Source organism: Streptomyces sp. KM273126, from assembly GCF_004337435.2.
In the GTDB taxonomy this organism is placed as follows: Bacteria; Actinomycetota; Actinomycetes; order Streptomycetales; family Streptomycetaceae; genus Streptomyces; species Streptomyces acidicola.
Genome location: NZ_SJXB02000001.1, coordinates 1,012,343 through 1,035,946, shown reverse-complemented (window position 1 = coordinate 1,035,946; position 23,604 = coordinate 1,012,343). Strand labels below are relative to the sequence as shown.

General features: G+C 72.0%; 20 protein-coding genes and 1 pseudogene. 8 read left to right on the top strand and 13 right to left on the bottom strand.

Annotation, left to right across the window (positions count from 1 at the left end; all coding sequences use genetic code 11):
• Positions 1 to 54: 54 nt before the first annotated feature.
• On the bottom strand, positions 55 to 819 hold the full coding sequence (locus tag E0500_RS04340) for an SDR family NAD(P)-dependent oxidoreductase (RefSeq protein ID WP_131567592.1): 765 nt from the start codon (positions 817 to 819) through the stop codon (positions 55 to 57).
• A 241-nt stretch (positions 820 to 1,060) separates the two neighbouring features.
• Here E0500_RS04340 and E0500_RS04335 point away from each other — a divergent pair, with 241 nt between their 5' ends.
• Positions 1,061 to 1,951 carry a helix-turn-helix transcriptional regulator gene (locus E0500_RS04335; RefSeq protein ID WP_131567590.1) on the top strand — a complete coding sequence of 297 codons (891 nt, stop codon included), beginning with the start codon at positions 1,061 to 1,063 and terminating at the stop codon, positions 1,949 to 1,951.
• A 309-nt stretch (positions 1,952 to 2,260) separates the two neighbouring features.
• Here E0500_RS04335 and E0500_RS04330 read toward each other — a convergent pair whose 3' ends face one another.
• The 5 genes and pseudogenes from E0500_RS04330 to E0500_RS04310 all read right to left on the bottom strand — a co-directional run.
• On the bottom strand, positions 2,261 to 2,692 hold the full coding sequence (locus E0500_RS04330) for a hypothetical protein (protein ID WP_131567588.1): 432 nt from the start codon (positions 2,690 to 2,692) through the stop codon (positions 2,261 to 2,263).
• A gap of 120 nt (positions 2,693 to 2,812) precedes the next feature.
• On the bottom strand, positions 2,813 to 3,745 hold the full coding sequence (locus E0500_RS04325) for an ABC transporter substrate-binding protein (protein WP_131567586.1): 933 nt from the start codon (positions 3,743 to 3,745) through the stop codon (positions 2,813 to 2,815).
• A 73-nt stretch (positions 3,746 to 3,818) separates the two neighbouring features.
• Positions 3,819 to 4,481 (bottom strand): ABC transporter permease, encoded by a 663-nt coding sequence (locus E0500_RS04320; protein ID WP_131567611.1) that lies wholly within the window; start codon positions 4,479 to 4,481, stop codon positions 3,819 to 3,821.
• A gap of 4 nt (positions 4,482 to 4,485) precedes the next feature.
• A complete protein-coding gene (locus tag E0500_RS04315; protein WP_131567584.1) occupies positions 4,486 to 5,130 on the bottom strand; it encodes an ABC transporter permease in 645 nt (214 codons plus the stop codon).
• A gap of 82 nt (positions 5,131 to 5,212) precedes the next feature.
• Positions 5,213 to 6,319 (bottom strand): annotated as a pseudogene (locus tag E0500_RS04310) (ABC transporter ATP-binding protein); the annotation flags it as partial.
• 142 nt (positions 6,320 to 6,461) lie between these two features.
• Between E0500_RS04310 and E0500_RS04305 the strand changes: the two are divergent.
• The 3 genes from E0500_RS04305 to E0500_RS04295 all read left to right on the top strand — a co-directional run bounded on the left by E0500_RS04305 (position 6,462) and on the right by E0500_RS04295 (position 9,661).
• Entirely contained in the window at positions 6,462 to 8,039 is a 1,578-nt protein-coding gene (locus E0500_RS04305) for an aromatic amino acid ammonia-lyase (protein WP_181586864.1), read from the top strand.
• Positions 8,036 to 8,878 carry a MurR/RpiR family transcriptional regulator gene (locus E0500_RS04300; RefSeq protein WP_131567578.1) on the top strand — a complete coding sequence of 281 codons (843 nt, stop codon included), beginning with the start codon at positions 8,036 to 8,038 and terminating at the stop codon, positions 8,876 to 8,878. The genes E0500_RS04305 and E0500_RS04300 overlap by 4 nt, the downstream gene beginning before the upstream one ends.
• A gap of 198 nt (positions 8,879 to 9,076) precedes the next feature.
• The gene (locus E0500_RS04295) at positions 9,077 to 9,661 is read left to right on the top strand and encodes a hypothetical protein (RefSeq protein ID WP_131567576.1); all 585 of its coding nucleotides are present in this window, start codon (positions 9,077 to 9,079) and stop codon (positions 9,659 to 9,661) included.
• A 74-nt stretch (positions 9,662 to 9,735) separates the two neighbouring features.
• Here E0500_RS04295 and E0500_RS04290 read toward each other — a convergent pair whose 3' ends face one another.
• From E0500_RS04290 to E0500_RS04265, 6 genes are all read right to left on the bottom strand, one after another.
• On the bottom strand, positions 9,736 to 11,100 hold the full coding sequence (locus E0500_RS04290; protein ID WP_131567574.1) for an APC family permease: 1,365 nt from the start codon (positions 11,098 to 11,100) through the stop codon (positions 9,736 to 9,738).
• Between the two features lie 267 nt (positions 11,101 to 11,367).
• Entirely contained in the window at positions 11,368 to 11,742 is a 375-nt protein-coding gene (locus E0500_RS04285; protein ID WP_131567572.1) for a hypothetical protein, read from the bottom strand.
• Between the two features lie 16 nt (positions 11,743 to 11,758).
• Positions 11,759 to 12,466 (bottom strand): roadblock/LC7 domain-containing protein, encoded by a 708-nt coding sequence (locus E0500_RS45330; protein WP_181586863.1) that lies wholly within the window; start codon positions 12,464 to 12,466, stop codon positions 11,759 to 11,761.
• Between the two features lie 38 nt (positions 12,467 to 12,504).
• Positions 12,505 to 13,497, bottom strand: coding sequence for a hypothetical protein (locus E0500_RS04275; RefSeq protein WP_399118560.1), 993 nt, complete (start codon positions 13,495 to 13,497; stop codon positions 12,505 to 12,507).
• A complete protein-coding gene (locus tag E0500_RS04270; protein ID WP_131571225.1) occupies positions 13,494 to 13,892 on the bottom strand; it encodes a hypothetical protein in 399 nt (132 codons plus the stop codon). Before E0500_RS04270 ends, E0500_RS04275 begins: the two co-directional genes overlap by 4 nt.
• Before the next feature lie 348 nt (positions 13,893 to 14,240).
• Positions 14,241 to 15,644 carry a diaminopimelate decarboxylase gene (locus E0500_RS04265; RefSeq protein WP_399118557.1) on the bottom strand — a complete coding sequence of 468 codons (1,404 nt, stop codon included), beginning with the start codon at positions 15,642 to 15,644 and terminating at the stop codon, positions 14,241 to 14,243.
• A 247-nt stretch (positions 15,645 to 15,891) separates the two neighbouring features.
• Between E0500_RS04265 and hutU the strand changes: the two genes are divergently transcribed.
• The 4 genes from hutU to hutI all read left to right on the top strand — a co-directional run bounded on the left by hutU (position 15,892) and on the right by hutI (position 21,398).
• Complete coding sequence (gene hutU / locus E0500_RS04260; protein ID WP_131571220.1) at positions 15,892 to 17,556, top strand: urocanate hydratase; 1,665 nt, start codon at positions 15,892 to 15,894, stop codon at positions 17,554 to 17,556.
• Positions 17,553 to 18,770 (top strand): allantoate amidohydrolase, encoded by a 1,218-nt coding sequence (locus E0500_RS04255; RefSeq protein ID WP_131571217.1) that lies wholly within the window; start codon positions 17,553 to 17,555, stop codon positions 18,768 to 18,770. The genes hutU and E0500_RS04255 overlap by 4 nt, the downstream gene beginning before the upstream one ends.
• A complete protein-coding gene (locus E0500_RS04250) occupies positions 18,767 to 20,104 on the top strand; it encodes a formimidoylglutamate deiminase (RefSeq protein WP_131571214.1) in 1,338 nt (445 codons plus the stop codon). The genes E0500_RS04255 and E0500_RS04250 overlap by 4 nt, the downstream gene beginning before the upstream one ends.
• A gap of 79 nt (positions 20,105 to 20,183) precedes the next feature.
• A complete protein-coding gene (gene hutI, locus E0500_RS04245) occupies positions 20,184 to 21,398 on the top strand; it encodes an imidazolonepropionase (RefSeq protein ID WP_258572612.1) in 1,215 nt (404 codons plus the stop codon).
• Positions 21,399 to 21,609: 211 nt separating this feature from the next.
• On the opposite strand, the gene E0500_RS04240 is transcribed toward hutI, so the two are convergent.
• Positions 21,610 to 23,301 (bottom strand): ricin-type beta-trefoil lectin domain protein, encoded by a 1,692-nt coding sequence (locus E0500_RS04240; protein ID WP_181586861.1) that lies wholly within the window; start codon positions 23,299 to 23,301, stop codon positions 21,610 to 21,612.
• Positions 23,302 to 23,604: the final 303 nt, after the last annotated feature.

Genomic DNA, 23,604 nt, shown 5'->3' with positions numbered 1-23,604 from the left:
TGGATGGTGTCCCGGCGCGTAGCCGGGCAACGGACGAGGTCGGAACCCGACCGGTCAGGCCTGGTCGGTGGGCATGATCCACAGCTCGCCGACGGAGGCGTGGCGAGGACGGGTGACCATGTAGGCGACGCCATCGGCGATGTCCTCGGGGTGAAGGACCTCGGTCGTCTCGTAGAACGGGTTGATCATCGCGTCGCGGACCTCGGCCTTGTTGTGCGAGCCGAGCTCGGTGTCCACACCGCCCGGCTCCAGGACACCGACGCGTACGTGCCGCTGGGTGACCTCCTGGCGCAGGGACTCGGTGAACCCATTCACGCCGAACTTGGTGAGGTTGTAGACGCCATAGCCGTTCCAGGCGACGCGACCGGCGATCGAGCTGATGTTGACGATGTCGGCGACCCTGCGCGGGCCCTCCTCGGCGGCCCTGAGCAGGTACGGGAGAGCAGCGCGGGTGGTGTAGAGCAGACCCTGGACGTTGACGGCGAGCATGCGCTCCCACTCCTCGACGTCCGCTCCGACGACGGGACCGAGCAGCATGAGGCCGGCGTTGTTGACCAGGGTGTCCAGCCGTCCGAAGTGCTCGACGGTCTGCTGGACGGCCGACTCGGCCTGGGTGCGGTCGATGATGTCCGCCTCCACGACCAGGGCGGTGCCGCCCGCCTTCCGAATCTCGACTGCCAACTCTTCCAAGCGGTCCTTGCGGCGGGCCACGAGGGCGACGGAGGCGCCGTGCTCGGCGAGCTCGCGGGCGGTGGCGGCACCGATACCGCTGCTCGCGCCGGTGACGAGAGCGGCGGTGCCGGTCAGGTTCGTTGCCATGAGGGACTTCCTTTTCTCCGGCCGCACGGCGCAGGGCATAGGCAGCCAGGGCTTTACATGAGGCGGATCCGGCGGAGGCGGCCTGCCGGCGCCATGATCGGTGCGGTGCAGTGGGCCCGCTATCCAGGCAACCACCGCCCGCGCTCCCTTGGGGGCCCGTATGGGGGCCTGCTCTTCCGGGGGTCTGGCAGTACCCCTTTCACCAGCTGAGACGAGAAGGGGCCCGCCGTACGGTGGGTCCATGGACCGCAGCACCGAGATCCGTGAGTTCCTGCGCACCCGCCGGGCCCGGATCACCCCCGAACAGGCCGGCCTCGCCCCGCACCCGGGCGCCCGCCGGGTGCCGGGGCTGCGCCGCGAGGAAGTCGCCCAGCTTGCCGGGGTCAGCGTCGACTACTACGTCCGCCTGGAACGCGGCCGCACCCAAGGCGTCTCCGAGACCGTCCTCGATGCCGTCGCACGCGCCTTGCATCTGGACGACACCGAACGCGCCCACCTCTTCGATCTCGCCCAGCCCACCGCGGCCCGCGCCCGCAACCGGCGACCACGGGCGCCGCAGCGCGTGCGCCCGGCCGTGTACCGGGCCCTTGACTCGCTCGCCGTCCCGGCCGTGGTGCAGGGGCGGCGCATGGACGTCCTGGCGGCCAACCGACTCGGTTACGCTCTCATCGCGGACTTCCAGGCCCGGCCCCATCGCGAGCGCAACGCCGCACGCTTCGTCTTCCTCGACGAAGCCGCCCACGCGCTGTACACCGACTGGGAACGGATCGCCGCCGACTGCGTGGCCACGCTGCGCCTGTACGCCGGACGCCACCCCGACGACCCGCAGCTCACCGAGCTGATCGGCGAGCTGTCCCTACACAGCGACACCTTCCGCCGCCTGTGGGCTGACCACGACGTCCAGGCCCACACCACCGGCACCAAACGCCTCCGCCACCCGCTCGTCGGCGACCTCACCCTCGACTACGTGGTTCTCGCCGTCGAAGGCGACCCCGACCAGACCCTCATCATCTACACCCCTGAACCTGGCTCCCCCTCCGCGGAAGCCATCGGCATCCTCGCCAGCTGGACCAACACCACCGCTACCGGGCCGCACGCCGCCCATGAAGAGTCACACGATCCCGCCAGCTGACGGAGCTCAGGGAGATCGGCGAGCGCACCGGTGACAACGGGTGTCCTCAGGTACGGGCCGTCTTGGCGTCCCGTCGCCCTCCGCTGGCCTCAGTTCTCCAGGTATGAAGCTCAGACACAGGCCCTCGACACGCAGAATAGGCACCCTGGCGTCCAGCCGAGCTCACGGTCGGCCGGCCGCCGTCGCGCTCTGTATCCCGCCCTCCGGGCACCTCCGTCCCGAGCGGCTGTTTCGTTGTTCCCCGAGGCCGAATTGGTGGCTGCTGCCGTCGTCAGTTGAAAGACGGGCTGCTCCATGCGGCAGACGGGACTACTCGTCCCAGTCGCCGTCGGCCGGTTTCTTCCCCCGGCGGCCGAAGTGCGGGCTGTTGCGGAAGGCCCAGGCTCCGTTGACGGCCGCGATGCCCGCCCAGGCCACCAGCAGGCCGGGCAGGTCCGCGATGCCGCCGCCGATGGCCGACAGCGGGATCGCCAGGACGAGGGAGATGATCCCGAAGCCGAAGCGTTCGCTCCAGGAGTCGGTGGAGCCCGGAGAGCGGGCGCCGCGAGCCACGACCATCTGCTGTTCCGCGAGCTGGCGGCGCACCTTGCGGTCCACCGCGCCGTCGAGGTGCTGATCGAACTTCTCCAGGAACGACTCGACCAGCGCCGACTCGTACTCCTCGCCCAGGTCCCTGCGCGCGTGCAGCGTGGCGGCGAGTTCCTTCTTGAGTTCGGCGTCGTGGGCTCCGTTACCGGTCATGGAGTCCACGGTAGGCAGCCGCGGGCGCGGGGGCACTGGGGTTAGCCCCCGTGTCCGGACTGGGCCCGGCCCCCGGTTCCCGCTCCCGCTGCTTGTTCAGGCCATTACTTCGGCAGGGCGTTACTTCGTCAGGCCGTGCCGCTTCGCGTACGCGTTCGCCACGTCCTCCGGGTCCTTCTTGTCCTTGTCCACCTGGCGGTTGAGCTCGGTGAGGTCCTTCGTCGTCAGGACGTTGCCGAGTTCGGCGAGGGCCTTGCGGACCGGGGCGTCGGCCTTGCGGTCGGCGATCAGGGGGACGACGTGCTGGCCCGGGATGAGGTTCTTCGGGTCGGTGAGGACCACCCAGCCGTTGGCCTGGATGTCGGTGTCGGTGGTGAAGAGGTTCGCCACGTCCACGTCGCCCTTCTTCAGGGCGCCCTTGACCAGCGGTCCGGAGGAGTCGAGTGACTTGAACTCCTTGAACTCGATCCCGTACACGTCCTTGAGGCCGACCGCACCGACCTCGCGGGTCTTCACCTCGGCTGCCGCGCCGATGACCAGCTTGCCGTTCTGCTTGGTGAGGTCGGCGAGGCTCGTCAGGCCGTACTTCTCGGCGGTCTCGCGCGTGACCACGAAGGCGTCGGAGTCCTCCGCCATGCCGTATGGCAGGACCTGGAGGCCGGCCGGGAGCGCGACGGTGAGGGCGTTCTGCATCTCGCCCTCCTCCGTCGCCTTCGACTTGGGGGCGACGTAGTGGAGAAGGGCGCCCTGGTACTCGGGGAGCAGATCGATGTCACCGCCCTTGAGCGCGGGGATGAGGATCTCGCGGGTGCCGAGGTTGGGGCGGACGGTGGTCTTCACTCCGGCTGCTTCGAGGACGGCCGCGTAGAGGTACCCGAGCACCTGGTTCTCGGTGAAGTTGGCGGTGCCGATCGTGATGCCGTCCTTGCTGGAGCCGGGGCCCGCGCCGACGGTGCCCTCGCCCTGGAGGGACGTGATGCCGCCGCTGCACGCGGCGAGGGCGGGCACGGAGGCGGTGGCGAAGAGGCCGCCGAGGAGAGCGCGTCGGTTCATGAGAGGGGTTCCTTAGGCACAGGGAAGGGATTCCTTTGGCGCAGGAGGGCGCAGGGCGTTTGTTATGCCGGTGTTATGCCGGGCGGTGGCGGAAGAGGGCTCGCTGGAGGCCGCTCAGGGCGAGGTCGAGGACCACGGCCACCAGGGCGACCAGGACCGCGCCGCCGAGCACCTGCACCAGGTCGCGCTGGGCGAGCCCGTCGAAGACGTAGCGGCCCAGGCCGCCGAAGGAGACGTACGCGGCGATGGTGGCCGTGGCCACCACCTGGATCAGCGCCAGGCGCAGGCCCGTCATGATCAGAGGGAGGGCCAGGGGGAGCTCGACCTGGAAGAGGACCTGGTGGGCGCGCATGCCCTGGCCGCGGGCCGCGTCCTTCACCTCCGGGTCGACGGCCGTCATGCCCGCGTACGTGTTGGTGACGATCGCCGGGACCGCCAGGGCGACCAGCGCGACGTACACCGGCCACATCGACAGGCCGCTGGCCAGGAACACCAGGACGACCAGGCCGACGGTCGGCAGCGCGCGGCCGAACGAGGCGAGGTTGATGGCGACGAAGGCGCCCCTGCCCGTGTGGCCGATGAGCAGGCCGAGCGGGAGGCCGATGACCGCCGCGATGAGAGTGGCGAGGAGCGAGTACTGGAGATGCTCGGCGAGACGGTGGGCGATACCGTCCGCGCCGGACCACTGCTCGCCGCTGGTCAGCCATGCGCCGAGGTTCTTGAAGAGTTCGAACACGGTGTCAGGCACCCCGCTTCCGGGTCCACGGAGTGAGGACGTACTGGAGGGCCACCAGCAGCGCGTCGGCGACCAGGGCCAGGAGGAGGGTCAGGACGACGCCGGCGATCACCGGGGTCGGGAAGTTGCGCTGGAAGCCGTCGGTGAAGAGCTGGCCGAGGCCGCCGTCGCCGATGTACGTGGCGACCGAGACCAGCGAGATCGACATGACCGTCGCGATCCGCACACCCGCCATGATCACCGGGAGGGCGAGGGGCAGCTCCACCGTGAGGAGGGTGCGCAGGGGGCGGGTGCCCATGGCCTTCGCGGCCTCCTTCGTCCTCGCGGGCACCGAGTCGAGGCCCTCGACCGTGTTCCGCAGCAGGACGACCAGGGTGTAGATCGTCAGGCCGATCACGGTGGTGGTGCGGGTCAGGCCGCTCACCGGGAGGAGCAGCACGAAGATCGCGATCGACGGGATCGTGAAGAGGACGTTGGACAGGCCGAGGAGGAAACCGCGCAGAGGGCGGATCCGGTGCGCGATCACGGCCAGGGGCAGCGAGATCAGCAGTCCGAGGAAGACGGCGGACAGGGCGGCCTGGAGGTGGGAGACGGAGAGGGTGGTCAGGTCGTCGGTGTGGTCGGCTATCCACGACCAGTCGATGGTCATGCCGGGCGCTCCGCGGGGTGGCGGTGGCGGTGGTGGTGGGAGCGGGTGCGGGGCTGTCGGAGTCCGCGGCACCCGCCTTGCGCGCGGCACCGGCTCCGGCCGCGGCGTGTGCCGCCGTCGCGCGGGCGTGGATCTCCTCGCGGGCGGTGACCCCGGTGACCCTGCCGTCCGCGTCCACGCGCACCACGTATCCGCTCGGCGACCCGATGGTCTCGTTGAGCGCGGACAGGAGCGAGTCGGTGTCCCGCAGTGCCCTGGCGGGCGTCAGGGGCACCTCGCCGGCGGTGCCGGTGGCGGGCGGCGCGTCCGTGTCGAGCCAGCCCAGCGGCCGTCCCGCTGCCGAGGTGACCAGCCGCCAGCGGCCGCCGTCGCCGGACACGGCGGAGACCGGCTCGTCGGCGCGCAGGGGCGTCGCACGCGTCTGCGGTACGTCCTTCAGCGGGGTCAGCGACAGCAGCTTGAGTTCCCGTTCGGAGCCCAGGAAGTCCGTGACGAAGTCGTCCGCCGGGCTCGCGAGCAGTTCGGCCGGGGGCGCGCACTGGACGAGGTGGCCGCCCGTGCGGAAGATCGCGATGCGGTCGCCCAGCCGGACCGCCTCGTCGATGTCGTGCGTGACGAAGACGATGGTCTTGCTCAGCTCCTTCTGCAGGCGCAGGAGCTCGTCCTGGAGCTGGGTGCGGACCACCGGGTCGACGGCGCCGAAGGGTTCGTCCATGAGGAGGACGGGCGGGTCCGCGGCGAGCGCGCGGGCCACGCCGACGCGCTGCTGCTGGCCGCCGGAGAGCTGGTGCGGGAACCGCTTGCCCGTGTCGGCGGCCAGGCCGACGGTCTCGAGGAGCTCGGCCGCCCGCGCCCGGGCCTTGCGCCGGCCCCAGCCGAGCAGCAGCGGCACGGTGGCGATGTTGTCGAGGACCGTGCGGTGCGGGAAGAGCCCCGCCTGCTGGATGACGTACCCGATGGAGCGGCGCAGCTCGGCGGCGTCCTGCGCCAGGATGTCCTTGCCGCCGACCCGGATGGTGCCGGAGGTCGGCTCGACCATCCGGTTGACCATTCTGAGGGTGGTCGTCTTGCCGCAACCGGAAGATCCCACGAGGACGGTCACGCCGCCTTCCGGCATCTCCAGGGTGAGGTCGTGGACCGCTGTCGTGCCGTTCGGGAAGCGCTTGTGGACCGCTTCGAACTGGATCATGAGGTGTCCCTTGCCCGGCCTGTATAACGTCATGCAGAGTTCTTGGTGTCTGAATGAGTTGTCAACGGTCGAGCGTAAATCACTGGTTACGAAAGGCCGCCAGGCAAGATTTCATGTCCGGTTTGAGAGGGGTTTGGGTGTGATGTCGTCTCGAATCGTGGACGCCCCGGGTGTCGTGTCGGCCGGCATCGTGGTGCTCGACGGACGTCGCGCCGGCGTCGAGGACGTCGTACGGCTCGCCGACGGGGCCGCGCGGCCCGTGCTTGGCGCGGACGCGATGAAGCGGATGGAGGAGTCCTGGGACGCGTCCCGGCAGATCGCGGCGACCGGCCGGGTGTACGGCCGCTCCACCGGCGTGGGCGCGAACCGGACCGAGGACGTGCCGACCGAGGCCGCCGCCGGGCACGGTCTGCGTCTGCTGCGCAGCCACGCGGGAGCCATAGGGGCGGAGCTGCCCGCGCGGCAGGTGCGGGCCATGCTCGCCGTACGGGCCAACCAGCTGCTCGCCGGCGGTGCCGGGTTGCGGCCCAGCGTGGTCACGGCGCTGTGCGAGGCGCTGGAGAGCGGGGCGTACCCGGTGGTGAACGAGTTCGGGTCGGTGGGCACCGGCGACATCGCGGCACTCGCCCAGGTGGGGCTCGCGCTGGCGGGGGAGCACCCCTGGCGGGGGACGCGGGGCCCCGAGCCCCAGCCGCTCGACAACAACGACGCCCTCGCCCTGATCAGCAGCAACGCCCTCACCCTCGGTCAGTCCGCCCTGGCACTGCACGAGTTGCGCGGGCTGCTCGCCGCCACACAGGTCGTCGCGGCGCTCTCGCTGCTCGCCGTCGACGGGTCGCACGAGGCGTACGCGGCTCCCGTGCACGAGGCCCGCCCGCACCCGGGGTCGCGCGAAGTGGCCCGGCGCATGCGGGAGTTGATCGGCGCCGACGACCGGCCGACGCCACCGTTGGGCCGGATCCAGGACCCGTACGGCTTCCGCTGCCTGCCGCAGATACACGGGCCCGCGCTCGACGCGGCCGACTCGCTTCAGCGGGTGCTGGAGGTGGAGATCAACGCCGCCGCCGAGAACCCCCTGATCTGCCCCGACGACATGGCCGCGTACCACCACGGCGGCTTCTACCAGGCCCAACTCGTCCTGTCGCTCGACCACTTCAGGCTCGCGGTCACGCAGGTGGCGCGGCTGTCGACGTCCCGCCTCTCGACCCTCAACGAGCCCGCCTACACCCGGCTGCGCCCCTTCCTCGCCGACCAGGAGCCCGCCTCCTCGGGTGTGATGATCCTGGAGTACGCCGCCGGAGCCGCCCTCGGTGATCTGCGGGCCTTCTCGGCGCCCGCGTCGCTGGGCCACGCTGTACTCTCCCGAGGCGTCGAGGAGCAGGCCAGCTTCGCGTCGCTGGCCGCGCGCCAGACGCTGCGGGCGTGCGGTGCGTACCGCCTCGTCGTCGGCTGCGAACTCGTCGCCGCCGTACGGGCCCTGCGCCAGCGCGACCTGCGGCCCGATCCCGGGCTGCCGGCCGGGAGGGCGCTGGAGCTGGCCGAGGCGGTGCTCGACGCGGACCAGACCGACCGGCCGCTCACGGACGACGTGGGCGCGGCGGCCGCACTGCTCGACCGTTTCACGGACATCTGGACGAATGCCCGCGAGGATCAGTTGGATCAGGACGTTCGCCAGGACTTGGGGAACGGTCAGGACTTTGGGAGGGGAAGCACGCCATGAGCGTGACCGACAGCCCTGCGGCGCGCCTTCAGGCGCTCTTCGAGGGGCACCGGCTGACGCCCACACAGCGGCGCATCGCGCACAGCATGGTGCGGCGCGCCGCGGACGTGCCGTTCCTGTCCAGCGTGGAGCTGGCCGAACTGGCCGGGGTCAGCCAGCCCTCGGTCACGCGCTTCGCGGTGGCCCTCGGCTTCGACGGGTACCCGGCGCTGCGGCGGCACCTGCGCGAGGTCGCCCCCGCGGAGCCGGCCGCGGACACCGCGTCGTACAACGAGTACCAGCAGGCCGTCGAGGCCGAGATCGAGAACCTGCGGCACCTGGCGGAACTGCTGGCGGACCCGCGGCCGGTGGAGCGGGCCGGGCGGCTGCTGGCCGCCTCGCGCCCGCTGCCCGTGTTCGGGCTGCGGGCGGCCGCGTCCCAGGCGTACGGCTTCTCGTACTTCGCCGCGAAGGTCCATCCGGACGTACGGCTGCTGAACGAGGGCGGCACCATGCTGCACGACCGGATCGACGCGGCGGTGTCGGCCGGGGCGAGCGCGCTGCTGTGCTTCGCGCTGCCGCGGCATCCGCGGGAGGTCGTGGACGGGCTGACGTATGCGAAGCAGTCCGGGCTGTCGGTGGTGACGGTGGCGGACTCGGCCTTCGCGCCCGTGGCCAAGGTGTCGGATCTGCTGCTGCCCGCCGCCGTGGGCACGGGGCTCGCCTTCGACACGGCGTGTGCGCCGATGCTGCTGGGGCGGGTGTTGCTGGAGGCGATGTGCGACGACCTGCCGGGGGCTCAGGTGCGGTTGGAGGAGTTCGACACGCGGGCCGCCGCTCGGGGGCTGTTCGTGGAGTGAGCGGCTGCTGAACGGCTCGGTACTCGGCTCCCGGCTCCCGGTTTCCGGTTTCCGGCTCCCGGCTCCCGGTTCTCGGTTCCCGGGTCCCGTTTCTCGGTTCCCGGTTCTCGGTTCTCAGGCAGGTCTCACTTTCGCTGGCTAGCGTGCCCCGCGGTAGTCGTACCCCTTGAGGAGCCTTGGAGCAGAGGAGGCGGGAACGTGACACGCGGAGCGCAGGGGCTGGCGCGGGTGGCCGTCGTGGTGAGGGCCGGGGCAGCGCCGTTGTGGTGGCTCGGGGTGTTCGCGGCGGGTATCGGTGTGCTGGTGCCGGGGCTGACGGGGCGGCGCATCGGGGTCATGGCCGGGGCCGCGCTGTTCCTGGTGACGGCCGCCGTGGTGGGCGGAGTGCGGCGCAAGCGGTACGGGGAGCTGACCCGTGGTGCCGTCCGGGCGGGTAAGCAGGACGTGCTCCAGGACCGGCGGGTCACCGTACGGAACTGGCGGCGCGGGCACCGGTGGTGGCTGGTGCTGGGCTTTCTGGCCGCCCTGGGGAGTGCGTTCGTGGTGCCGGCGGCCGGTGGTCTGCTGCTGGCCGGCGCCGGGGCCGGGCTGCGGCTGAAGGCCGGGTGGATCGGGCGGGCCGAGCAGTCCGGGGACGCGCTGCTGTGGGTTCGGGTCGACTGGCTGTCAGGGCGCGGTGGGGCCCCGGGAGGCAAGCGGGTGAAGGCGTACCGGTCCACGGGTGTGGCCGCGGGGGACGCGGCGCCCGGGGGCGGACGGCGTGCAATGGCCGCGCGCGTCTAGCCCACGCGCAGCCCACCTGGAGTCCACTGGCCCGCCGGGTCCTCGCGCGCAAGGACCCGGCGGAACCGGACAGGTCAGGACTCGTCGCGCACCCTGAGGACCAGCTTGTTCACCGCCCACAGACCGATACCGATGGCCAGGAGGACACCGGCGCGGATGTAGACGTCGGCCGGACGGTCGGCGAGGGGGCTGGCGAGGATCAGGGCTGTGATGGCGCCCAGCACTGGGAGGACCGTGGGGGTGCGGAAGTGGGCGTGGTCCACCCGGTCGCGGCGCAGGACCAGAACCGCGATGTTGACCACGGCGAAGACGCACAGGAGCAGGAAGGCGGTGGTGTCGCCGAGGCCCTCGATCTCGCCCGTGGACACCAGGCCGATGGCCAGCAGGGTGACGAACACGATGCCGACGACCGGCGTACGGCGGTGGGGCAGGACGCGGGCCATGCCACGCGGCAGGATGCGCTCGTTGGCCATGCCGTAGCACAGGCGGGACGCCATCATGATGTTGATGAGCGCCGAGTTGGTCACCGCGAACAGCGCGATCAGGGCGAAGAGTTTGTGCGGGAAGTCCACGCCGCCCGCCTTCACGACCTCAAGGAGGGGTCCGCTCGACCCTTCCAGCGTCTTGTGGTCGACGAGGAGGGACGAGACCAGCGCGACCAGGACGTAGATCGTCCCCGTCACCGCCACACCGATGAAGATCGCTCGTGGGAAGGTCCTGTTCGGGTCCTTCGTCTCCTCCGCCATGTTCACCGAGTCCTCGAAGCCCACGAACGCGAAGAACCCGAGGGCCGTGGCGCCCAGTACACCCGTGATCAGGGCGTACCCCGTGCCGCTCGCCTCGAACTCGGTCAGGCGGGACGGCTCGCCGTCGCCGGTGAGGACGGCCCACGCGCCGATCGCGAGGATGATCAGCAGGCCGGTGAGCTCGACGAGGGTCAGGACGACGTTCGTCTTGACCGACTCCGAGACGCCCCGCAGGTTCAGGGCCGCGAGCAGCACGATGAAGAGGATCGCGATCAGCGTGGGCGGCAGTGCGTCGTTCGTCAGTTCGCCCAGGTAGTCACCGCTGAACGCACGAGCCGCCGCACTCGCGGACGACAGGCCCGAGCACATCACCATGAACGCGACGATGAAGGTCAGGAACGGCAGCTTGAAGGCCTTCTGCGTGTAGAGGGCCGCGCCCGCCGCCTTCGGGTACTTGCCGACCAGTTCCACGTACGAGGCCGCCGTCAGGATCGCCACGACGAACCCGATGACGAACGGCAGCCACAGCGCGCCCCCGACCTTCCCGGCGACCTTGCCGGTGGTCGCGTAGATCCCGGTTCCGAGGATGTCGCCGATCACGAAGAGGATCAGCAGCTTGGGGCCGAGGACGCGTTTGAGGCCTGGTTCTCCGGCGGGAGTCGACGCCCCGGTGGTCGTTTCGGTGGTGGACAAGAGAACCTCCCCCGATCGGTGATCTGTCCGGGGAAGTTCTGCCCGGCCGCGCGCCATGGATGCGCGACCCGGGGATTCTCAGAGCTTCACCAGAGGTTTTGGCGCGTGTTGTGCGGTTGTTGGGCGGCTGACAGAGCGGGGGTGGTGGCGCTGGGCGGCGGTTGGTGGCGCTCGGTGGCGCTGGGCGGCGCTGGGCGGCGCGTCCCCGGGTGGGGCCGCGCCGCCGTGGCGATCGATCGTGTCGTGTGACCGGTCGGCCAGGGCCTGTCAGATCTCCAGGTCCCTCTCGATCCTCTTCAACTGGTGCCTGGCCATGGCCAGGTTGGCCCGCTTGGAGTCGAGGACGAGGTAGAGGAAGAGGCCGTTGCCGCCGCGGCCGGTGAGCAGTCGGATCAGGTGGTACTGGTCGCTCAGGGTGATCAGGATGTCCTCGATGTCGCCCTTCAGGCCCAGGTGCTCCATGGTGCGCAGCTTGGCGCGTACGACGTCGGTGTTGCCGGCCGCCGCGACGGTGAGGTCGAAGCCCTTGCTGCCGCCGATCGTGCCCAGCGCCATGCCGCTGGTGTAGTCGACGAGGGCGGCGCCGGTCGCGCCTTCGATGGAAGCGAGGGCCTCTTTCAACGCGGTCTCGGTGTTGGCCATGGTGTGCCGGGTCCTTTCAACTTTCGCTGGTGGTTGGTGTGTTGGGAGTGGGGCGAGTGGTGGCCCGCACGGTTCGGGTGGTTCGGGTCCGGGTGGGGAGGGAGGCAGGGGTGGGGGGCGGGGCCGAAGCGGCGGTGGTCTTGGGCGCGGACTTCGGGGCGGACCTCGGGTTGGAACTCGGGTTGGAACTCGGGGCGGAGTGTGGGGTGGACTGCGGAGTGGAACTCGGGGTCGAATTCGGGGTCGAATTCGGTTCGGTCTCGCGGTCGCCTTCCCCTTCCGGCCGGGAGGTGGCACTGGGCTGGTTCCTGGCCCTCGCCGCGGCGGATCGCGGGGGCGGTTCGGCGCGGGCCGCCGCGGCGTCGACCAGCTCGCCGATCCGGGTCCCGGCGCGGCGGCCCTCAAGGTGCAGCCGGCCGACGTTGACCCGGTCCTCGGCCAGCAGCGTCAGCACGGCGGAGGAGCCCGCCGCGTACGTCGCCACGTAGCCCTGCGTGCCGCGGACCAGCAGTTCGCGGAAGTCGCCCTGGCCGGTGGCGTCCGTCATCCGTACGGCCACGCCCAGGACGGCGGCGGTGAGCGCGGCCACGCCCTCCGGTTCCACACCGGGGGTGTCCTGGGCGAGGACCAGGCCGTCGACGCTGGCCGCGAGCGCGCCGGTCAGCTGGGGCACGCGGGCACGCAGCCGGCGGAGTTCGTCGAGGACTTCGGCCTCCGCTGCCATGAGCAGTCTCCTCTCGGCACGCTGTCGAAGCGCGCGGATCACAGGGCCTCCAGGGCGTCTCGGAGCCGACGCAGCAGGGCGACATTGGGGTCCGCCGGGGATGGGGCGAGCAGGGCGGACACGGGGTCGGGGGTGTCGGGGTGAAGGGGCAGGGGGAGCGGGTGGGGCGGTGGTGCGCCGCGTTCGCCGTGTTCGCGGTGCTCGTCGGTCGGGTGCGTCGTCGGATGCGCCGGGAGCATGCGGGCCGTACGGCCCGGGGGCATCCGGTCCGGGTGGTCCGGCGGCATCCGGTCCGGGTGGTGCCGACGGGGGGCGGGCGGCGCCGTCGTGACGATGCCGGCGGCGGCGAGCCTGCGCAGGTCGACCAGGGTGTGGAACGCCGGGCGGCCCAGGACCCGGGAGATGTCCGCGGCCGTGCGCACCCCGTCCACCTGTCCGAGGACGGCTCCCTGGCGGGCCGGGACCGGTGGCTGGGCCTGGCGGTCGGCCCGTATCAGGGGTGCGCTGTCCGTCGCAGGGTCGGGCCAGATGCGGTGCAGTAGTTCACGGCGGCGCACGGTTTCGCGCTCCAGCGCGGCCACCGGTACGGGGCGCACCGTGCCGAGCCAGTGCGCGTCCCCGTACCGGAAGCGGGCGGGCGCGCTGGACGGGCCGAGCACGAAGAACGCCGCGTCGAACAGTGCCCCCGTGTGGCACAGCTCCAGCGCGCCCTCGGCGACCCGGCCGCTGTCGACCAGGTACCGGCCGACCCGCCCCCGTTCTCCCGCCTGTGCGACCGCGTCCCGCCATCCCTCGGCGTCCAGGACGCCGCCGGTGGTGAGGAGCACGTCGAGGCCCGGGGTCTCGGGGCTCTCGGCGTGCACGACCTGGCCGTCGGAGAGGTAGAGCGCGCCGCGCTCGCGGAGCAGGACGCCGGAGGCGCGCTCGGCGGCGAGCCGGTGGAGCATGGGCGACAGGGCGGGGCCCTCGACCGGCCGGGGACGTACGGGCAGCTGGGGTGGCGGTGTGCGCGGTCTGCTGACCAGGGTCATCCCAGCACCAGCCGTCCGGCCATCTCACCCAGGCGGATGCGGGCGAGGGCGAGGTTGCCGTCGGCGCGGGAGAGCCACAGGTGGAGGAAGACGCTGCTGTCGAACGTCGTCCGGACGAAGCGCAGGACGTGGTACGTGTCGCGGTTGCTGACGATGAGGTCTTCGACGGGCGGGTCGTCGCCGTCCCAGCCGGAGCCCTCCTCCGGTGCGAACGCGCGGTGTTCGGCGGCGATTCGGGCCAGCTCCGCCGCTTCGGCCGCGGTCGTCTCGTGGTCGCCGCCGGGTGCCTCGCCGACCGTGCCCAGCGCCAGGCCGCTGGTCCAGTCGACCACCGCGGCGCCCAGGGCACCGGGCAGCCGCATGGCTTCCACCAGACACTCGTCGATTCCGGGCACCGTGGCTTCCCTCCCGCCTCGGGTACGGCTCAGTGACCACGAAGCTACGCAACGTGTGCCTCAGGCGTGAGAGTTCTGGCATTTTCCGGTGGAACATGCGCCCGAGTGGCTAACGTGGGTCGGTTGTTCCCTGATTCGGGTGCTGTTGACGCCTGTGCGGAGATATGCCCGCTGAGCTGCGGTGATGAGCCCGGGCGCCGGACCCCTGTCTGCCGGTGCGGGGCGTCAACTCGGCACCCCGCGGCGCACGTGTTGAAGCACGCGGCGGCGCGCGCCGATGCCTGGGGCGGGGGTGCCTGGGGCGGGGGTGCGGTTCAGGCGCGTGCCTGTGCGGTGCCTGCGCGGTCCCTACAGGTCCAGGAGAGCCGTCGAGTGGTCGCCGCCCGACTCGGCGACGATCTCGGCCGGGGTCTGCGCCTCCCGTACGAGGGCGAAGCGGATCTCTCCCCGCTCGGCCGGGGCGAAGCCGTGGATCGCGGGGCGGGGGAGGGAGTTGTAGGCGTAGTGGTGGGCGAAGTAGTACGCGCCGGTGTCCAGGGCGGCCGCGTAGTCACCCTGGTCGAGGAGGGGCAGGGCCTGGCCCTCGGCCAGGAGGTCGCCGGAGAAACAGGCCGGGCCGGCGACGTCCTGGACGACGGCGGGCCCCTCCTTGGGGCGCCCCTTCGGGTCGTATGCGGCGATGCGCAGGGGCCACGAGGCCGGGGCGTAGACCGTGCGGGTCGCCACCTGGACCCCGGCGTGTGTGATCGCGATGGGGCGGCCGCCCGCGCGCTTCGCGTACTCCACGCGGGCCACCACCGTGCCGTGCTTGGCGAGCAGTGACCGCCCGAACTCGGTGACCAGGCCGTACCGCCCGTCGAACAGCCCCGGTACGGCCTCGGAGAGCAGACGGGCGTACTGCGCGTACGTCGGGGTCGTGGCGTCCGAGGCGAAGTTGACCGGCAGACCGCCGCCGACGTCGATCGTGTCGATCTGGCGCCGCCCTAGGTGTTCGTTGATCTCCTCGGCGAGCGCGTACGTCTCCTCCACTCCCCGCGCCATCAGGGAGAGCGGGACGCCCTGGGAGCCGGTGTGCGCGTGCAGCCGGGTCAGCCAGGGGCGCTCCGTGCAGACGCGGACGACCCACTCCCGGGCGCCCTCGTCCTGGAGGGCCACCCCGAACTTCGACGTGGACGTCGCGGTGGATGTCGCGCCGATGGTGCCGCCGCCTATCTGCGGGTTGACGCGGATACCGATCGGGGAGCGCGTGGGTGCCGAGTGGACGAGGGCGTCGATGCGGTCGAGTTCCTGGGGGTTGTCCGCGTTGACCGCGATGCCCAGGGCCAGCGCCTCGCGCAGTTCGGCCGGGGTCTTGGCCGGGGAGTCGAGCACCGTCCGGGCCGGGGTGATGCCCGCCGCCCGCGCGAGGGCCAGTTCGCCGGGACTGGCCACCTCCGCGCCGATGCCCGCCTCGTGCAGGAGACGCAGTACGGGCACGAGAGGCGTGGCCTTCACCGCGAAGGCGTGCAGGACGGGGGTGCCCGGTGCGGTCACGGCGTCGAACGCCGCCCGCAGCGCCGTCGCCGAGGCGCGGATGCCCGCGACGTCGAGGAGCCCGACGACGGGACTGCCGGGCCCCAGCAGTCCCCGCTCCACGGCGGCACGGATCGCCTCGTCCCGCCGTGCGGCGCGCTCCCCGTCGGTGGCGCCGTCCCGTCGTGCTGCGCGCCCCTCGTCGGAGCCGTGTGCGAATCCGTGCTCCATGTCCCCCATGGTGTCCCCCGTTGTCGTGTTCGTGCGTGTTCACGCCCCGGAACCGGTGTGCCGCCGGGTCGGCCGGTGCTGCGCCGGGCCGACCGGTGTGCCTGTCCGGGGTATGTGTCCCGTGTGTCCACCCAAACACCCGTAGCGCGTCCCCGCTGGCGTAAAGCGGTATTGACTAGGTCTATTCAGTGGTTCAGGATGTGAATAAGTGATGCAACACTCGTAGCCCGCCAGACCACCCGCCAGGAGGCAGACCGTGTCAGGACCCCGACCCGTACGAGCCCCGCGCGGTACGGAACGAAGCGCCCTGGGCTGGCAGCAGGAAGCCGCGCTGCGCATGCTGCAGAACAACCTCGACCCCGAGGTCGCCGAGCACCCCGACAAGCTCGTCGTCTACGGCGGCACCGGGAAGGCCGCCCGCGACTGGCGCTCCTTCGACGCGATGGTGCGGACGCTGCGGACCCTGAAGCAGGACGAGACCATGCTCGTGCAGTCGGGCCGTCCCGTCGGTGTCATGCAGACGCACGAGTGGGCGCCGCGCGTCCTGATCGCCAACTCCAACCTGGTGGGCGACTGGGCCAACTGGGAGGAGTTCCGCCGGCTGGAACAGCTCGGCCTCACCATGTACGGGCAGATGACCGCCGGTTCGTGGATCTACATCGGCACCCAGGGCATCCTGCAGGGCACGTACGAGACCTTCGCCGCCGTGGCCGCCAAGCGGTTCGGCGGGTCGCTCGCCGGGACGATCACCCTGACGGCCGGGCTCGGCGGCATGGGCGGCGCCCAGCCGCTCGCCGTGACGATGAACGACGGCGTCGCCCTCTGCATCGACTGCGACCCGCGCGCGATCGAGCGCCGCATCGAGCACCGCTACCTGGACGTGAAGGCCGACTCCCTGGAGCACGCCCTCCAACTCGCCGTCGAGGCCCGCGACGCCCGCCGGCCGCTGTCCATCGGACTGCTCGGCAACGCGGCGGAGCTGCTTCCGCGCATGCTCGCCGAGGGCGCGCCCATCGACATCGTCACCGACCAGACCTCCGCGCACGACCCGCTGGCCTACCTTCCGCTGGGCGTCGACTTCGACGACATGGCCTCCTACGCGGCCAAGGACCCCGCCGGCTTCACCACCCGTGCGCGCGAGTCGATGGCCAAGCACGTCGAGGCCATGGTCGGCTTCATGGACGCCGGCGCCGAGGTCTTCGACTACGGCAACTCGATCCGTGGCGAGGCCCAACTCGCCGGATACGAACGGGCGTTCGCCTTCCCCGGATTCGTACCCGCCTACATCCGTCCGCTGTTCTGCGAGGGCAAGGGCCCCTTCCGCTGGGCGGCCCTGTCCGGTGAGGCGTCGGACATCGCGAAGACCGACCAGGCGATCCTGGACCTCTTCCCGGAGAACGAGTCCCTCGCCCGCTGGATCAGGATGGCGAGGGAGCGCGTCCACTTCCAGGGCCTTCCCGCGCGGATCTGCTGGCTGGGATACGGGGAGCGGGACCGCGCGGGCGAGCGCTTCAACGACATGGTCGCGAGCGGTGAACTGGCCGCCCCGCTGGCCATCGGGCGGGATCACCTCGACTGCGGGTCGGTGGCCTCGCCGTACCGCGAGACCGAGGCCATGCTCGACGGCTCCGACGCGATCGCCGACTGGCCGCTGCTCAACGCCATGGTCAACGTGGCGTCCGGCGCGTCCTGGGTGTCCATCCACCACGGAGGCGGCGTCGGCATGGGCCGGTCCATCCACGCAGGCCAGGTGACGGTGGCCGACGGCACGAAGCTCGGCGGGGAGAAGATCCGGCGGGTACTGACCAACGACCCGGGCATGGGCGTCATCCGGCACGTGGACGCCGGGTACGACATCGCCGAGTCGGTGGCGGACGAGCGCGGGGTCCGGGTGCCGATGCGTGAGGGTGACGACGCGTGACCTTCCACAGCATGTGGGCGGAGCTGCTGCCGATCGGCCGCGACTCCGCCTCCGGCGGCTACCGCCGCTACGCCTGGACCGGTGCCGACGCCGAGTGCCGTGCCTGGTTCAAGGAACAGGCCGAGGCCCGCGGGCTCACCTACGAGGTCGACCGGAACGGCAACCAGTGGGCGTGGCTCGGGGACCCCGCCGCCGGGGACGCCGTCGTCACCGGGTCACACCTCGACTCCGTGCCCGACGGCGGCGCCTTCGACGGGCCCCTCGGGGTCGTGTCCTCCTTCGCCGCCCTCGATGAACTGCGGGGCAGGAACGCGCAGTTCACCAAGCCCCTCGCCGTCGTCAACTTCGGCGACGAGGAGGGCGCCCGGTTCGGGCTCGCCTGCGTCGGGTCGCGGCTCACCGCCGGGCAGCTCACCGTCGAGCAGGCGCACCGGCTCACCGACGGCGACGGGATCACCCTGCCGCGCGCCATGGAAGCCGCCGGATACGACCCCGGCACCATCGGCGCCGACCCCGAACGCCTCGCCCGCATCGGCGCCTTCGTCGAACTGCATGTCGAGCAGGGACGCGCGCTGGACCTGTCCGGCGACCGGGTCGGCATCGCCAGCGCCATCTGGCCGCACGGACGGTGGCGCTTCGACTTCCGGGGCGAGGCCAACCACGCGGGGACCACTCGGCTCGCCGACCGACGCGACCCGATGCTGTCGTACGCCGAGACCGTGCTCGCCGCCCGCCGCGAGGCCGAACTCACCGGCGCCGTCGCCACCTTCGGCAAGATCGTCGTCGAGCCGAACGGTGTCAACGCCATCCCCTCGCTGGTGCGCGGCTGGCTCGACTCCCGCGCCGCCGACCAGGGGAGCCTCGACACCGTCGTCGGCGGCATCGAGAAGGCCGCCCGCGAGTACGCCGAAGCCCACGGCGTCGACCTCGACGTCGTCCGGGAGTCCTTCACACCCGTCGTCGAGTTCGACCACGCCCTGCGCGACGAACTGGCCCGCATCCTCGGCAAGGACACGGACCTGAACGTGCCCGTCCTCGGCACCGGTGCCGGACACGATGCGGGAATCCTGTCCGGGAACATCCCGACCGCCATGCTGTTCGTGCGCAACCCCACGGGTGTCTCGCACTCCCCGGCCGAGCACGCCGCCGAGGACGACTGCGTGGCCGGGGTGAGCGCACTCGCCGACGTACTGGAAGGGCTGGCCTGCAGGTGACGCGGAGTACGTACTGGCTGGAGCACGCCTGGTTGGACACCCACGTCGCGGCGGGCGTGGCCGTCGACGTCGCGGACGGACGCATCACCGCCGTGCGGCGGGACACCGGAGCCCCGCCGCCCGGCGCCGAGGTGCTGCGCGGGCTCACCCTTCCCGGGCTCGCCAACGCCCACAGCCACGCCTTCCACCGGGCCCTGCGCGGCACCGTCCAGGTCGGGTCCGGCACCTTCTGGACCTGGCGCGAGGTCATGTACGGCGTCGCGGACCGGCTGACCCCCGAGACGTACCACGCCCTCGCACGGGCCACCTACGCCGAGATGGCCCTCGCCGGCATCACGGCCGTCGGCGAGTTCCACTACCTCCACCACGCCCCCGGTGGCACCGCTTACGCCGACCCGAACGCCATGGGCGAGGCGCTCGTCGCGGCCGCCGGCGAGGCCGGGATACGGATCACCCTCCTCGACACCGCGTACCTGTCCTCCGGCTTCGGCCAGGCACCCGACCAGCACCAGCTCCGCTTCTCCGACGGCACGGCGGAGGCCTGGGCGGAACGCTCTTCACTTCTCAAGGAACGGGATCACCTGCGGATCGGTGCCGCCGTCCACTCCGTACGGGCCGTGCCCGCGGGGCAGTTGGCGACCGTGGCGCGGTGGGCGGAGGAGCGGCGGGCCCCGCTCCACGTGCACCTGTCCGAGCAGACGGCGGAGAACGACGCCTGCCTCGCCGCGCACGGGTGCACACCGACACAGCTCCTCGCCGAGCACGGTGTCCTCGGGCCGCGCACGACCGGGGTCCACAACACCCACCTCACCGACGAGGACATCGCCCTGATCGGGTCCACCTCGACCGGTACGTGCATGTGTCCCACCACCGAGCGCGACCTCGCCGACGGCATCGGACCCGCGGCCGCCCTGCAACGGGCGGGCTCACCGCTCTCCCTCGGCTCCGACAGCCACGCCGTGATCGACCTCCTCGAAGAGGCCCGCGCGATGGAGCTGAACGAGCGGCTGCGCACCCGCACACGCGGTCACTGGACGGCGGCGGCCCTCCTGCGGGCGGCCTCGGCCGACGGCCACGCGGCCCTCGGCTGGGACGACGCGGGCACCCTGGAGCCGGGCGCGCTCGCCGACTTCACGACGGTCGCGCTCGACTCGGTCAGGACAGCCGGGCCGTCGCCGCGACTCGCTGCCGAGACGGCCGTATTCGCCGCGTCGGCAGCGGATGTGCGCCATACGGTCGTGGGCGGACGGCACGTCGTACGCGACGGGGTGCACACTCTTGTGCCGGACGTGCCGGCGGCGCTGGCAGCGGCCGTCGAAGCCTTGCGCGGCTAGGGCCCTTGGCCCGAATCCCCGACCGCACACCGGAGCCACCCTCCCCGACCCCACCGCAGACCAGGCCACCAAGGACGCCATGAGCAGCCCGAGCACCGCCAGCCCCGCCCACTCGGCGAGCACCGCCAGCACCGTCATCACCAACATCGCCGCCCTGGTCACCAACGACCCCTCCCTCGGTGACAGATCTCCCCTCGGACTGATCCAGGACGCGGCCGTCGTCATTGAAGGCGACCGCGTCGCGTGGACCGGTGAATCAAGCAAAGCACCCGCCACTGACAACCGGGTCGACGCCGAGGGCCGCGCGGTGATCCCCGGCTTCGTGGACTCCCACTCCCACCTCGTCTTCGCGGGCGACCGCACCCAGGAGTTCAACGCCCGCATGTCGGGCCGGAGCTACACGGCCGGCGGCATCCGTACGACCGTCGCGGCCACCCGGGCGGCCACGGACGCCCAACTGGAGGCCAACCTCACCCACTACCTCACCGAGGCCCTCCGCCAGGGCACGACCACCTTCGAGACCAAGTCCGGCTACGGCCTCACCGTCGCCGACGAGTCCCGCGCCCTGCGCATCGCCGCCCGCCACACCGACGAGGTCACCTACCTCGGCGCCCACATCGTGCCGCCCGACCATGCCGACGACCCGGCCGCTTACGTGGCCCTGGTCACCGGCGAGATGCTCGACGCCTGCGCCCCGTACGCCCGCTGGATCGACGTCTTCTGCGAGCAGGGCGCCTTCGACGGCGACCAGGCGCGCGCCATCCTCACCGTCGGCAAGGCGAAGGGCCTGCAGCCGCGCGTCCACGCCAACCAGCTCTCGTACGGCCCCGGTGTGCAGTTGGCGGTCGAGCTCGACGCGGCCAGCGCCGACCACTGCACGAACCTGACGGACGCGGACGTCGACGCTCTGGCGAACAGTTCGACCGTCGCCACCCTCCTCCCGGGTGCCGAGTTCTCCACCCGCGCCGAATGGCCCGACGCCCGCCGCCTCCTCGACGCGGGTGTCACGGTCGCCCTGTCGACGGACTGCAATCCGGGTTCGTCCTTCACGTCGTCCGTGCCCTTCTGCATCGCCCTCGCCGTACGGGACATGAGGATGACCCCCGACGAGGCGGTGTGGTCGGCCACGGCGGGCGGGGCGGCGGCCCTGCGCCGCACGGACATCGGCCGCCTCACCCCCGGTGCGTACGCCGACCTCGCTCTCCTCGACGCCCCGAGCCATGTCCACCTGGCCTACCGTCCGGGCGTACCGCTCGTCTCACAGGTATGGCGGCGCGGAGTGCCCGTCACCTAGGGGGCTTCTGATGGATCTCCGCGGCGTCACGACGCCCGGCACTCCCCCACTGCCTTGAGGGCGTGGGAGGTACCCCCACTCGCCGCACGGCGCGAAGGGACAGGTGGCTCCGCCACATGACCCTCCACGCCGCACGCCGAGAGCACGCACCGAACGCCGCTCCTTCTTCCACGGAGATCCATCAGAAGCCCCCTAGCCGCCCCGCTGCCGGTCACCCGGCCTTCGCACCCGCCTGCCACCGCTGGTCCGCGCGCCCCTGGTCCGGAAGCAGGAACAGCGTGCCGGAGTCGTACGGGGTGACCGCGTGGCCGGGTGCGACGGCCGGGACGATCGTGCCGTCCGCGTCGACCGTGAAGCGGAGGTTGCGGCCGTTGCGGCCGTCGACCGACGCGCACTCCCAGACGCCGACGCCCCGGAAGGCGGAACCGCGGCTGTCGAGGCAGTAGTCGGGGTCGCCGTAGGACTGGAGGACGTCACGTTCGGTGTCGACGCGCCAGAACTGGGTGCGGGAGGAGGAGCAGGGGGCGGTGACGACGTCGGTGCCCAGCTCCGGTTCACCGCCGCGGATGTCCAGGCACAGGCCGCTGGAGGCGTTCACGACCTGTGCGTAGGTGCCGTTCGGCGGGCCGGGCTCGTCCCGGGCCGGGGGCTGCTTCGGCTTCGTGGGGGTCGGGGTGGGGCTGGGGGTCTTCGGCGGGCGTGAGGTTCTCGTCGGAGTCGGCGTCGGCGTCGGTGACACGGCGGTGGGGGTGGGAGTCGGGTCCGGTGTGAGCGATGCCGGGGCCGTCTCCGCCGTGGGGCGCGTCGAGGGCTGTACGGCGGCCGCCTGCCGCTGGTCCGAGCCGGCCGGTGAGAGCAGGTACACCAGCAGCGGTGCCGCCGCGACGGCCAGCGCGGCGGATGCGAGCGTGAGGCGGCGCGAGGGCAGCCAGGAGGGCCACCGGGTGCCGCCGGACGCCGTACCGGTCGCAGTCGTACCAGCACCTGTACGTGCTCCCGTACCCGCTCTCGTACGCGCACCCGCGCTCGCACCCGCGGTGCGCGAGCGGGCCGAGCCGCCCAGGACGTACGCCGTGCCGTCCCACGCCAGCAGCCCCTCGGCCAGCGCCGTGCGCGGGGTGTCGCGCAGGGCGGTCAGCTCCTGGTACGCGCCCGCGCAGTGCCCGCAGTGCGCCATGTGGTCTTGGAGATCAGGGCTGTGGCGGGGGTTCTCGGGGTGGGCCGCCTCCTCGATGAGGCGCCGGAAGTCCTGGCAGTCCGGGTTGGCCGAACGGGCCAGGAGCGAGGTGAGCACGGACTGGCGCAGAGCCTGGAACGCCGGTTCCGCGCCGTACGTCACGTCCTCGCGCGTGCAGCCGAGGAACGTGGCGGTCCGTTCGTCGGGTTCCTCGTCCACGACGCCGTACCAGACCAGGCCCTGGACCCGTGTCGGCAGTGCCTGGAAGGCGGCGAGCAGCCGTGGCTCGGTGGTGGGTTCCGGCTCGCCGAGGCGGGGCAGCAGGCCCGGGGCGAGGTGGACGGCGCGGTCGTCCGTTGCCCAGGAGGCGGCCACCCGGTGCGTCAGGAGCAGCAGATGGTGCCGCCACGGGGTCTTCGGGTCGAGTCCGCGTACCGTCTCGCCGGCCGCCAGCCTGAAGACCTCCTCGGTGAGTTGACGGGCGTCCGGTTCGCCGGCCGTGTAGCGGCGGGCGTACGCGAGGAGCACGGCGCGGTGGCGGGCCCGGAGTTCGTCCAGCGCGTGCTGCGCGGTCGAGGTGTCACCGCGGAGGAGGTCGGTGAGCCGCGCGTCGGGCGTCGTGGCGTGGACACCGTGCTCGTCGCCGCCCCCTGGCTCGGCACCTGCCACGTCCTCTGCCTCGTCCTCCGGCTCGGCGTCACCGTCGTACCGTTCGCCCCGTGCCATCCCCCTGCCTCCTCACCCCCGTGGGCTCCGTCGCCGCCGTGTCGGCATACCGGCGGGTGTGCGCGCCCATAGTGGTGGAAGGAAACCAGTGGGGAAAGGGGTGCCCGAGAGCAACGGCGCCCCGGACCGGGGCCGTTGGCACGGCGGACCAGGCATTACGGCACCACCAGCAACCGCAGAACTTTTCCCACCCGTGAGGCCGGGCCCCTCCAGGCCGGGCCCGGCCAGGCAGGCCCAGTCCAGGCAGACCCTCGGTACGGCAAGCGCCCGATGCCCGACCGAAGTCGGAGCACCGGGCGCGGG

Excerpts from the sequence above, each read along its gene's own strand:
- E0500_RS04340 (WP_131567592.1), bottom strand. The coding sequence starts at position 819 with ATGGCAACGAACCTGACCGGCACCGCCGCTCTCGTCACCGGCGCGAGC.
- E0500_RS04335 (WP_131567590.1), top strand. The coding sequence starts at position 1,061 with ATGGACCGCAGCACCGAGATCCGTGAGTTCCTGCGCACCCGCCGGGCC.
- E0500_RS04330 (WP_131567588.1), bottom strand. The coding sequence starts at position 2,692 with ATGACCGGTAACGGAGCCCACGACGCCGAACTCAAGAAGGAACTCGCC.
- E0500_RS04325 (WP_131567586.1), bottom strand. The coding sequence starts at position 3,745 with ATGAACCGACGCGCTCTCCTCGGCGGCCTCTTCGCCACCGCCTCCGTG.
- E0500_RS04315 (WP_131567584.1), bottom strand. The coding sequence starts at position 5,130 with ATGACCATCGACTGGTCGTGGATAGCCGACCACACCGACGACCTGACC.
- E0500_RS04305 (WP_181586864.1), top strand. The coding sequence starts at position 6,462 with ATGTCGTCTCGAATCGTGGACGCCCCGGGTGTCGTGTCGGCCGGCATC.
- E0500_RS04300 (WP_131567578.1), top strand. The coding sequence starts at position 8,036 with ATGAGCGTGACCGACAGCCCTGCGGCGCGCCTTCAGGCGCTCTTCGAG.
- E0500_RS04285 (WP_131567572.1), bottom strand. The coding sequence starts at position 11,742 with ATGGCCAACACCGAGACCGCGTTGAAAGAGGCCCTCGCTTCCATCGAA.
- E0500_RS45330 (WP_181586863.1), bottom strand. The coding sequence starts at position 12,466 with ATGGCAGCGGAGGCCGAAGTCCTCGACGAACTCCGCCGGCTGCGTGCC.
- E0500_RS04275 (WP_399118560.1), bottom strand. The coding sequence starts at position 13,497 with ATGACCCTGGTCAGCAGACCGCGCACACCGCCACCCCAGCTGCCCGTA.
- E0500_RS04265 (WP_399118557.1), bottom strand. The coding sequence starts at position 15,644 with ATGGGGGACATGGAGCACGGATTCGCACACGGCTCCGACGAGGGGCGC.
- hutI (WP_258572612.1), top strand. The coding sequence starts at position 20,184 with ATGAGCAGCCCGAGCACCGCCAGCCCCGCCCACTCGGCGAGCACCGCC.
- E0500_RS04240 (WP_181586861.1), bottom strand. The coding sequence starts at position 23,301 with ATGGCACGGGGCGAACGGTACGACGGTGACGCCGAGCCGGAGGACGAG.